The organism is Algoriphagus sp. (genome assembly GCF_039969895.1).
Taxonomy (GTDB): domain Bacteria; phylum Bacteroidota; class Bacteroidia; order Cytophagales; family Cyclobacteriaceae; genus Algoriphagus.
In genome coordinates, this window is sequence record NZ_JBDVMZ010000014.1 from 391,115 (window position 1) to 401,336 (window position 10,222).

Sequence of the window (10,222 nt, forward strand, 5' to 3'; positions counted from 1 at the left end):
CAACAGCTGGACTACTTGAATTGGAAATGGGGCGAAAAATATCTCGCCCCAATATGCTAAAATTATCTGGATGGCCTTACCAAAAAGCAGCTGCATTCAGCGGTCCTCCCCCTTAAACCTTACCCAATGCCTGCGCCAAATCATTCTTCAAATCCTCTGCATCCTCTACTCCCACGCTCAGGCGAATCAAAGAGTCCACCAAACCTACTTTCTCCCTATCTTCCTTCGGAATGCTCGCATGGGTCATAGTGGCTGGATGTCCACAGAGTGATTCCACTCCTCCTAAGGATTCGGCAAGTGCAAAAATCTGAAAGCTCTCCATCACTTTTTTGGCGTCAGCCTGCCTATTTCCCACCAAAGAAAAAGATATCATTCCTCCAAAATCTCGCATTTGCTTTCTGGCAATCGCATGATTCGGATGATCCTCGAAGCCTGGCCAATAGACCTTTGCTACCTTAGGGTGATTTTTGAGATAGGCAGCGATGGTCTTACCATTTTGACTATGGCGCTCCATCCTAAGATGTAGGGTTTTGATCCCTCTCAACACCAAAAAACAGTCCTGAGGCCCAGGTACAGCACCGCAAGCATTTTGTATAAAGCCAAGCTTTTGCGCCAGCTCATCATCGTTCACCACCAATGCTCCCATTACCACATCCGAATGACCTCCAAGGTATTTGGTAGCGGAATGCATCACAATATCAGCTCCGAGGTCCAATGGATTCTGCAAATACGGCGAAGCAAACGTATTATCTACCGCGAGGATCAGCTGGTAACCAGCGGTCAATTTAGCTACTGCTGCGATATCGATGATGTTCATCATTGGATTGGTGGGGGTTTCCACCCAGATCATTTTTGTTTTTTCGGTGATATGCGCCGCAATATTTTCCGCCTCTGACATAGGCACAAATTTGAACTTGATCCCATATCGCTCATATACTTGGGTAAAAAGTCGGTAAGTTCCCCCATACAAGTCATTCGTACTGATGATCTCATCACCGGGATTAAGCAACTTCACCACTGCATCTATCGCTGCCACGCCAGAGGAAAAACAAATGCCATGTTTGCCATTTTCCAATGCGGCCAAATTGTCCTGAAGTGCAGTGCGGGTAGGATTTTGAGAGCGAGCATAGGCATAGACTGGATGCTCACCCAGAGATTTTTGGACGTAGGTGGAAGTCTGGTAAATCGGGGTCATAATCGCACCTGTCACAGGATCGGGCTCGATCCCGGCATGAATTGCTTTTGTTCCAAATTTCATTCGTGCTTATTTTAAATTATTTTGGTTCTGGGGGAAATAGAAAACCTTTTAAGATTTCAGGGGTGATATTAAGGCTGTGCATGTTAAACTTGCAAGCTTTCCCAGCGAACTAATGGATGATAAATCAAATATGACAAAAAAGGGCAGGATATTCAAAACTATCCAAACCTACTTCGCCAGTCATCCTGTGGGGATTTTTGCATGGCTATGGGTGGTGACCATGCCCATAATAGGTAGTGCTGCACTTGCTACTAACTATGATCTCTTAGAGCATGTTATCCTGCAGTCAGCGTGGGACTATTTCCTCTACACTGCAATTGGTGCCTTATTGATGGGTTTGGCGCTGCTTCCCACCACCTTGGTGGCTTTGGCTTCCGGGTTTTATTTTGGTTGGTGGTCTCTACCGTTCCTTATTGTGGGGTATTCCCTAGCTTCGGTGTTGGGTTTTACTTTGGGGAAAATCACCAATCTGGGTTTCACTAAATTACTTTACAAAAGAAACCCTAAGTTCAAGAAGGAGATCGAGACCCGTAAGGAAAAAGAGGGCTCGCTAATCTTCTTTGTGAGGATCTCCCCTATAGTTCCTTTCGCAGTTTCCAATTTTCTCTTTGCTTCCATGAACATCAAACTCTGGAAAGTACTTGTCTTTGGTATTCCAGGAATGCTCACGCGTACAGTAATCGCTTTCTCGGCGGGAGTACTGGCAAGCTCTTTTCTCTCAGCTAAAGAATCCATGAACAGCCCCCTGCAATGGGCAATTGGAGTTGTACTGTTGATTATTGGTGTGGGCGGGATTTATAATTATCTGAGGAAAAAGGAAAAATGATCGCTGATTATCAGCAGGGATGTCAGTCAGCTTAAATTCTTTGCTTAGTTGATTTGAAGACTGGTGACTGAAGTGGCTTTTTCATGAGAAATCCATACCCTGAAATTCTGTTTGCTGGGCAGAGCGGCAAAACATTTTAGACAATAGGATTATCCGCAATAATGCCAGTCACCTTATATTCCTTGCTTATCTGGTTGGAAGACCGATGACCGAAACGGCCTCAATTCTTAAGTTTAACAGTTGCTAGCTTGCTTATTCCACCTTACTGGTAGAAAAGCGGACAATCATATTAGACAATTTTCGATGTGCAATTCTCAAAGATGAACTAGTTGTGAACCCTCATAAAATCAGTTTAAAGCTGTATATAGAGAGGTCCCTTTATTCCTTTTACACCTTTCGCTACAATACTTCACCTCTTCCCAGTTTTTTTCCCATTTTTTACGCCAAGCATATGGCCTCTTACAGACTATACAAATCTTGGTAGGCAGATCAGATTTTTTCATTAGAATTCTGGAATTTGGTCTTCTCGGACATAGGGAAATGTGTCCAATTTGGTAAGCCTATAATAGGTATTCAATCCGGAAATACCGACTCCAGCGTAGCTTTCCAAGTCCAGCTGTCCTAGCTCATTGACCACTTGATCTGGACATGAAATCATTTCCACGGAGCCTATGACGAGTATGCAACCATTGGGCAAGGGAATACTTTCCTGATGTCTCATCCCTAGCTTGACGGCGCTACTCTTCACGAAAGGTGCGGGAAACTCACCTATAAATTCCTTCTCCAACTTCATTCGCTCAAATTCCGATTCTCCCCTTTCGAGTTTGGCGGAGGTATAGTGAGCTTGCTTGATAAAAGCTTCCGATACATGATTGATGGTGTAAGTCCCTGTTTCCAGTATGTTCGGATAGGTGTCTCTGGGAATATCAGTCTGTGGCCTCATGACAAATGCTAGCAGTGCGGGACTGGAACCCAAATGCACTACTGAAGAAAAAATCGCGACATTATCTTCTCCGTTTTTGGACCTGCTCCCGATCAGATTGGCAGGCTTCACTCCAGAGATCGAGTTGATTAGGTTCAACTTGTATTTTTGCTCTAGCTTTTCAATTTCGTTTTTGTTCAGTAGCATGTTGCACTTTTAGAGAGTTATAATCCTGTAGTTTACTCGTAGTTGATTTCTTTTTTACACTTTTTCCAGAAAGCGAAAAAAGATGGATAATACCCCTTCACCCCACTGATCCAATCTCTAGCTTCGACAGTTCCACGAAAATGAGCCGAAGTGGGATGCTCTTTGAAGTGAATGGCTTCGGTGTTGATCTGATTGGCTAATTCAGAGAATTCTCCCACAAAAAGCTGTACTCCCGCTATATTTTTTGCCAGGTCTAACGCAAATTTGAGGCATTGCTGACTGATTGGATTTTTCTGAAAAAAGGTTGGCTCTAAGAGCAAAATACGCTGCACTTCCTCCCCTGAATGCCAGAATGGATCGAGGTTATAATAAGTATAAACCAAGGTCTTTTTCTTTGGATCCACGCTCAACGGAGCTGCCATAGGAAGTACAGTCTCCAAGTCGAAAGCCTGAGTTTCGCGTAATATCTCCGGAATCGCCAAGTCAGGAAACTCCTCATACGACACGTCGAGAAATGTATCCTGCTGATCACTCTTGAAATAGGTATTGATATTCCATTGATTAGCGTAATACTTTTTGCTGGAAAAAGCACCTGCAACCCACTGCCAACTCAGGTGATTACTTGCCAAATCCCCATCGAGCAGATGGCCATACAGCCATTTGGCAGGCTGCAACCAATGTGAATTGGCAATATTGCAACAAATAGACGCGATGTACATACGCATGTGATTATGCATGTACCCCGTCTCATAAAGCTGCTTGATGGCCTCGTCCACTTCATGTATTCCCGTCTCTGCATTAATCACTGCCAAGGGAATTTGCTGAGAAGCAATGGGAGCTTGCTGATTTTTTAAATCTTGTTCGATCCCTTCGCCCTTTGCTAGCCATACCTGTTGCCAGTAATCCCTCCACGCCAATTCCTGAACTAGCTTTTCAACTTTATACCAAGGCAACTTTAAGGTTTTGATGTGTTCAAAAACCTGGCGGGTAGAAATCACGCCTCTGGAAATATAAGGACTCAGACGGGTGACAGCCCCATCTTTATAATTTCGAGTAGCTGCATACTTCACAGGATCAATAGCTTGAATCCTGCTGTTGATCGAGGAGATATCTGTAGGAAAATGATGCACTAGGTAATTTTATTAAGTGAGATAGTTCTTTGTCTGGAGCATTTGAATCGCTCGATATCTGGGTTTCTCATCTTCAGATGTTTTTGGCTTACTCCGCTGTTGACGCGCTTTCTCCACATTTTGAAGCTACTCTCTTTCAGCTCACGTCTCATAAGTTTGATCACCTCTGCTTCTTTCAGGCCAAATTGTGTTTCTATAGCTTCAAAAGGGGTTCTATCCTCCCAAGCCATTTCTATGATTCTATCTATTTCTCGATCGGTCATTGGTGGTATTGTGCTTTATGCTAACAACTTCAAGGTGCGTTTTCAGCAATTTTCTCTACTTCGAAAGCAATATTTGAGGGAAAATGTTTTGAGATGATGCAGTAAAAGCTTCCAATAATGCTGAATTGTAGTAGATCTGATCCAGTTCGTACTACTGGCTCCAACTGCTTAAAAAATTTACTTTAACTTCATTCTGCAAGCGGGCAATCCAAAAGAATGCGTCTGTAGTCTTTCAGGAAAAAAGCAACTTTAATGAGTGGAATAAAATGAAACGGGAAAAGCAACGTTTTTCTGCTGACCAAGCCTATGCTCAACTCTAAGAAACTCATCCAAACGAAAAAATTATTCTTAGAAAAGCGGTTAATGTACCTCAATAGCTACCGCACAACACACCTAAGTAGAGCCTTATAAAAAGCTAAACAGCTCATTAACTATTCATCAGAATGACATCGCGTAATTTGTCGCATAGCACCTGAAAATCAGAAGGCTTTGTCAAAAAAAAGCTAGCTCCTTGTTGCATGGTTCGTTCCTGATCTCGAGCATTGATAGAAGTAGTAAATACACCAATTGGTATTTTGTTCAACTGCTGCTCCTTTTTGATATGAACCAGAAAATCAAAGCCATTCATGATAGGCATATTCAAATCAACAAAAATCAGGTCTGGAAGATCCTTACCTTCTTTTAAAAGAGCTAGTGCATGACTACCATCATGAGAAACGTCACAGCTGAACGTCGGAAATAAAGACTTAATCGCCATCTTAAAAAGAAATTGATCATCTTCATCGTCATCTATCAGCAATAACTTTTTCATAGTGTGGGTATATAGACTGTAAATATAGACCCTAAATTCTTATTACCCTCAGCCAGAATAAATCCCTGATGATTAGTTACAATTTTCTTGACGATTGCTAAGCCAATTCCTGTACCTGAATAATCATTCTTATTATGCAGTCGCTGGAAAATTTCAAATATCACAGAGGAATATTCATTGTCAAACCCGATTCCATTGTCGCTTATTTTGATGACATGATATGCTTTATGCGTAGCCGCAGGATGATCTATGGCACTTTTTTGAACAATAGTGGCCGTGATTGTGATATGAGGAGTCACCCCAGATCTACTGTATTTGATAGCATTATCCAGCAGATTCGTAAAGAGCTGATTGAGCTGGCTCGGCAATCCATTGATAGTGGGAAGGTTTGCATAATCAATAATCACCTTTTCACTTTCTATGCTTAGATTGAGATCAATTTTTGATTCTTCAACTATTTTATTCAAGTCACAAGCTTCAAAAACCAAATCAGTTTTATTGACCCGAGAAAAATCAAGCAGCGATATAATCAGGTTTCTCATTCGCTCACTTGCATCGGTTATTCTATTGAAAAAGCCCTTTGTACTATCTGAAAGTTCTCCACTCTCCAAGATAAGGTTGCTAAATACTTTGATTTTTCGCAGAGGCTCCTGCAAATCATGACTTGCTATATAAGTAAATGAGTTTAATTCTGCATTTGCATTTTCAAGCTCAATATTTTTAGCCCTCAGTATTTCTGCATCTTTCAAATCCTTGGTAATATCCTGAACTGTACCTATTAACATACGGTTATCCTTACCTCCTGTAAAACCGCCACTCGAGCGAAGATGCCTTATTTCTCCCTTATTGTTAATAATTCGGTAAGGTTCCTCTACCAGCTTTCCTGTTTGGATGGTTTTCTCCGCATTAGCATTCACTAGCTCTAAATCATCAGGATGAATTAAGGATTGAAATCGCTCAAAAGTCGGGGTAAACTCCTGAGGTTCAAAGCCAAAAATTCGAAATAAATTATCAGAATAAACCAAAAGGCCGGTATTCATCTCCCACATGTAGCTGCCAAAATTTGCATTCTCCTCAGCTACCTTGTATGTCTCATTTTGAATCTGAAGCTGTTGGACCTGCTCGCTGATAATCATATCTTTTTCCTGAAGACGGATGATTTGTGCTTTTAATTCCTCATTCAGTTTCTTATAATTATCAGCATTTGGTATGGATAAGATCTGCGGAGTAATCTTCATTAGCATAAAAGCTGTGGCTACTGAAGCTATCGCTGTGATCACCCTAAAAGTGGAATCCAATCTATACATGGGCTCCCAAATATTAATCACATCCATGATATGAGTAGCACTGCAACTAAGAATGAAGAGTGCAAACAAAAGAACCACAGATGAAAATTTGATATCATTTCTTTTCCTGACGATATAGATCAAAGTAAATGGAATCGTCAAATAGGCTAAAGCGATTAAGCTTCCTGATATTGCATTGACCCACACGATTATAGGATCCCAATAATAGCAGTGCCCGTGAGGCATGAACTCGCTGTCCAGTAATTTATTAAAGAAATCAGAAATCATATGAGATTCTATTTATATAGTTACAGATAGGTAAGGGTGCTCTGCTTTCATAACGGATAATGAAAGACGACCCTAATGGGTAGAGCTAAAGCCTAATTGGCACTTGAGCATCAGATCCATTATATTTTCCTAAAATACGCATATTGAGCGGAATGCTTTTGTAATTATAGGTCAAACCATAGGTAAGGAAGAGTACTTTTTATCTCTACTCCTACCTAAACTAAGCGGAATAGGTAGCGACATTGAAGATTACCACCTATTTAATTAAATCAAAAAACCCCTTCCAGACGAATCTTAAAGGGGTTTTGATATATCAGTTTATGATTATCCGTCATAATGCCAGTCACCTTATATTTCTTGCTTATCTGGTTGGAAGACCGATGACCGAAGCGGCCTCAATTCTTAAGTTTAACATTTGATACATTGCTTATTCCTCCTTACTGGTAGAAAAGCGGATAATCATATTTCAGTTATTTGCAGAGCGAGTTAGTCCTGCTTTTCAACCAATAATTTATTGTGTTTTCATATGGTGATTTAGGAGAAGTTATCCCATGAAATTTAAAGATCAACTTCCTCTATGAGGAATACTTAAAAGTATAATTATTTCAAAATGGTTATTAATAATAATCCCGTAGGTATCTGACTGCTTCCTATTTCTTTGAGCAGTTGGTGAGCTAGCCAATGTCTAAAAAAGTCCCAGTCTATTTGACCTCCTCAGTTCCATCCGCATATTTTGCGAAGCGTCCTTTATTTCTATCAAACACTTGCTCGGTGTCAGGCCACGGCCATCCGCCAAATTGAGTTCTGCGAAATTCAGCGAATCCTTTGTTAAGTTCCTCTTCGGTATTCATTACAAAAGGACCACGGCTTGCCACTGGTTCATTGATGGGCTTGCCTTGGAGAATAAGAATTTCTGATTCCTTGCCTCCATTCCTGATCTTCAAGCTTTCCCCAGGTACCACCTGGACGAGGTGCTTTACAGCAACCTCCCTACCCTCCAGGTCGATCGTATCACCCGTGTAGAAATAAAGCGTGTTATTAACCTGAGTATTTATTGATGCTGGAAGAGTCCACTGGGCATTGGCTTCCATTTTCACGCTAAAGATGGCTACTCCATTTTCCGGATTTGCTGCCCAAGAGTCTGGCGTTGGTGCCGGGGCTTGATGGCTGCCATAGCTTCCGGCATATACCTCTATTCCTATTTTCTTTCCATTACTATCAGTTTCTTCAACCTTGGGAATGCTCTCATTCCATAGCATTTTGTAATGAGGTTCTACGAATTTGCTCTGGCTGGGTAGGTTTATCCAGATTTGAAAAATCTCCAGCGTGTTCTCTTTATCTGCGTGAATAAGTGGAAACATCTCCGAATGCAAAACCCCTTTTCCTGCAGTCATCCACTGCAGATCGCCTGCTCCAAATCTACCTGCACCCCCAAGAGAATCACTGTGATCCACAAAACCTTGCTTCCCAATAGTGATCGTCTCAAATCCCAAATGCGGATGGTAAGGAAAACCAGGTACATTTTCACCATGATACATGCTGAATCCGTCCTTGCCACCGAAGTCCTGACCTACATTTCTACCTACCAAATCTGAGCGGTCTATTCCCATGTGTTCATTGCCCTTCGGGTAAAAATCAAGGTGATGTACGGCAAATAAAAATGGATCTTGAGTTGCCCACGGCATTCCCAATCGGTTAATAGAAATTAGTTTGTTTTTCATGCGAGTTCTGTTTTGTGGTGAAAAAGCAAAGCTTCGAGTAGCGTTTGATTTGGAAGACCTAGCTCTTATGTAATACAAGTGATAAAGCAAAAATCGCTTCGACTAAGTTCAATTTGCCCTTGAGCTCACAATAGAATATTACCTGAATTTTAATCCAGAATCCTGGCTAAATAATGAAGTCTGAAGACAAAGTGGGGGAATAGCAGTAGATCAAGTAAGGGTCGATGAAAGGACCTTTTGTTACAGAAAAAAATTTTGATTCTTTTCTTCCATTAGCTTAATCTTCTCGAATTTCTTGGTGATTTCCTTGCCATATATGGGTTGAACAATTTGCTTTCCTTTCAAAAATGTTTTCGCTACATATAAGTCTAGTGAAGAAATTGCGGTCTGTATCTCTTCCAATTCCTGTTCATTCTTAGCCAAAATCCTCACCTCGTAGCCCTTTTTACTTTTATGAGATCCGGGTTTTGCCACCAATAATTCATCTTTAATCCGCAGATTTCCATTGCGTAAAAATTTTTCTTTCAACAAATTGAAAGCCATGGGTTTTGACATTTTTTCCATTTAGACGCTTGTTTAAAATTGTTAAGCAAAATCCATGCTTTTTTCAGTTAAAAAAAGCGTACCGGAATTATCGGCAAGACTTTGGGAATTGCCCGACAGCAAGTGGAAACCAAAAACATCAAAAAAAGAAGGTTCTGAAAACTTTATATCAATAGGTAGGTCACCCTTGTCAGTTTGCAGATTGTATTTTCCTGCCACACGCACCCTCACCGTATTTTTGATGAAGGATAGATTTTCCAGTGGGGATGCCAACGGCAATGGAGCAGTGGCCCATTGTGTTTGCTCCCCCTCTAGTGTATGCTGTGTGAGTATCCGCACGAGCTGATTTACTTCGGGATGAAACCCATCAGTATCAAAAGTAGCTTTAAGGCCTGTGAAAATGATAACTCCCACCGCCATGCTCAATGAGAGGCTGATAATATTGATTGATGAGAAAAGTTTGTTTTTCCAGAGTATCCGGAGTGCGAGCCTTAAATTGTTTTTAATCATAACTAAAGCATGGAAGTTCTTATCTTTTTTAGGCTGAATACTGAGTGCAGGGATTATTCTCCAACGACGTGGCAAAATCTACACTAAAACACATCTTCCTAGTTATCAGACTTTTAACTAAAAACTTTTACAAAAGCTGTTCGAATTTCGTACACTTTTGTAGCAATTTGACACATTTAGGTAGAAGTTTTCTCCACTCGGCTCCTACTAAATCCGAAGCATGTGATTAGGACTGGGTGAAGTTTGCAACTTTACCCAACTATCAAGATCAATTTGTAATTGATAAGGATAGGAAGGTAGGATCGAGCGTATAAAAATGCTCTGGTAAAGCATTATTACACCTAATGATGGCAACGCCTAGACTACGCTCAGCGGGAGGTAGAAAGTTGAAGATGCAATCTTTTCCTAACGATTTTAATGCAGAGTCGAGGCACAGCGGTAGATGTGTTAAATTCTA

At 41.0% G+C, this 10,222-nt stretch carries 11 protein-coding genes; 1 reads left to right on the top strand and 10 read right to left on the bottom strand.

Features of this window, described 5'->3' with window-relative positions:
* Positions 1–112: 112 nt before the first annotated feature.
* The gene (locus ABJH64_RS12980; RefSeq protein ID WP_348273954.1) at positions 113–1,258 is read right to left on the bottom strand and encodes a cystathionine gamma-synthase; all 1,146 of its coding nucleotides are present in this window, start codon (positions 1,256–1,258) and stop codon (positions 113–115) included.
* 130 nt (positions 1,259–1,388) lie between these two features.
* Between ABJH64_RS12980 and ABJH64_RS12985 the strand changes: the two genes are divergently transcribed.
* Positions 1,389–2,084: a VTT domain-containing protein gene (locus ABJH64_RS12985; RefSeq protein WP_348273953.1), complete on the top strand. Its 696-nt coding sequence runs from the start codon at positions 1,389–1,391 to the stop codon at positions 2,082–2,084.
* Positions 2,085–2,431: 347 nt separating this feature from the next.
* On the opposite strand, the gene ABJH64_RS12990 is transcribed toward ABJH64_RS12985, so the two are convergent.
* The 9 genes from ABJH64_RS12990 to ABJH64_RS13030 form a co-directional block, all read right to left on the bottom strand.
* The gene (locus ABJH64_RS12990) at positions 2,432–2,587 is read right to left on the bottom strand and encodes a DUF2256 domain-containing protein (protein ID WP_348273952.1); all 156 of its coding nucleotides are present in this window, start codon (positions 2,585–2,587) and stop codon (positions 2,432–2,434) included.
* Positions 2,587–3,213 carry a flavin reductase gene (locus ABJH64_RS12995; RefSeq protein ID WP_348273951.1) on the bottom strand — a complete coding sequence of 209 codons (627 nt, stop codon included), beginning with the start codon at positions 3,211–3,213 and terminating at the stop codon, positions 2,587–2,589. Before ABJH64_RS12995 ends, ABJH64_RS12990 begins: the two co-directional genes overlap by 1 nt.
* A 32-nt stretch (positions 3,214–3,245) precedes the next feature.
* Complete coding sequence (locus tag ABJH64_RS13000; protein WP_348273950.1) at positions 3,246–4,343, bottom strand: FAD-binding domain-containing protein; 1,098 nt, start codon at positions 4,341–4,343, stop codon at positions 3,246–3,248.
* Positions 4,343–4,606 (bottom strand): TIGR03643 family protein, encoded by a 264-nt coding sequence (locus ABJH64_RS13005; RefSeq protein ID WP_348273949.1) that lies wholly within the window; start codon positions 4,604–4,606, stop codon positions 4,343–4,345. The genes ABJH64_RS13000 and ABJH64_RS13005 overlap by 1 nt, the downstream gene beginning before the upstream one ends.
* A 427-nt stretch (positions 4,607–5,033) precedes the next feature.
* Positions 5,034–5,417: a response regulator gene (locus tag ABJH64_RS13010; RefSeq protein ID WP_348273948.1), complete on the bottom strand. Its 384-nt coding sequence runs from the start codon at positions 5,415–5,417 to the stop codon at positions 5,034–5,036.
* A complete protein-coding gene (locus tag ABJH64_RS13015) occupies positions 5,414–6,991 on the bottom strand; it encodes an ATP-binding protein (protein WP_348273947.1) in 1,578 nt (525 codons plus the stop codon). The genes ABJH64_RS13010 and ABJH64_RS13015 overlap by 4 nt, the downstream gene beginning before the upstream one ends.
* A 701-nt stretch (positions 6,992–7,692) precedes the next feature.
* On the bottom strand, positions 7,693–8,712 hold the full coding sequence (locus tag ABJH64_RS13020; protein ID WP_348273946.1) for a pirin family protein: 1,020 nt from the start codon (positions 8,710–8,712) through the stop codon (positions 7,693–7,695).
* A gap of 240 nt (positions 8,713–8,952) precedes the next feature.
* Positions 8,953–9,276, bottom strand: a complete 324-nt coding sequence (locus tag ABJH64_RS13025) for a hypothetical protein (RefSeq protein WP_348273945.1) — start codon at positions 9,274–9,276, stop codon at positions 8,953–8,955.
* 21 nt (positions 9,277–9,297) lie between these two features.
* The gene (locus ABJH64_RS13030) at positions 9,298–9,765 is read right to left on the bottom strand and encodes an ABC transporter permease (RefSeq protein ID WP_348299852.1); all 468 of its coding nucleotides are present in this window, start codon (positions 9,763–9,765) and stop codon (positions 9,298–9,300) included.
* Positions 9,766–10,222: the final 457 nt, after the last annotated feature.

Coding starts and splice junctions, on each gene's coding strand:
- ABJH64_RS12985 (WP_348273953.1), top strand. CDS start 1,389: ATGACAAAAAAGGGCAGGATATTCAAAACTATCCAAACCTACTTCGCC.
- ABJH64_RS12990 (WP_348273952.1), bottom strand. CDS start 2,587: ATGAAAAAATCTGATCTGCCTACCAAGATTTGTATAGTCTGTAAGAGG.
- ABJH64_RS12980 (WP_348273954.1), bottom strand. CDS start 1,258: ATGAAATTTGGAACAAAAGCAATTCATGCCGGGATCGAGCCCGATCCT.
- ABJH64_RS13015 (WP_348273947.1), bottom strand. CDS start 6,991: ATGATTTCTGATTTCTTTAATAAATTACTGGACAGCGAGTTCATGCCT.
- ABJH64_RS13010 (WP_348273948.1), bottom strand. CDS start 5,417: ATGAAAAAGTTATTGCTGATAGATGACGATGAAGATGATCAATTTCTT.
- ABJH64_RS13005 (WP_348273949.1), bottom strand. CDS start 4,606: ATGACCGATCGAGAAATAGATAGAATCATAGAAATGGCTTGGGAGGAT.
- ABJH64_RS13020 (WP_348273946.1), bottom strand. CDS start 8,712: ATGAAAAACAAACTAATTTCTATTAACCGATTGGGAATGCCGTGGGCA.
- ABJH64_RS13030 (WP_348299852.1), bottom strand. CDS start 9,765: ATGATTAAAAACAATTTAAGGCTCGCACTCCGGATACTCTGGAAAAAC.
- ABJH64_RS13025 (WP_348273945.1), bottom strand. CDS start 9,276: ATGGAAAAAATGTCAAAACCCATGGCTTTCAATTTGTTGAAAGAAAAA.
- ABJH64_RS12995 (WP_348273951.1), bottom strand. CDS start 3,213: ATGCTACTGAACAAAAACGAAATTGAAAAGCTAGAGCAAAAATACAAG.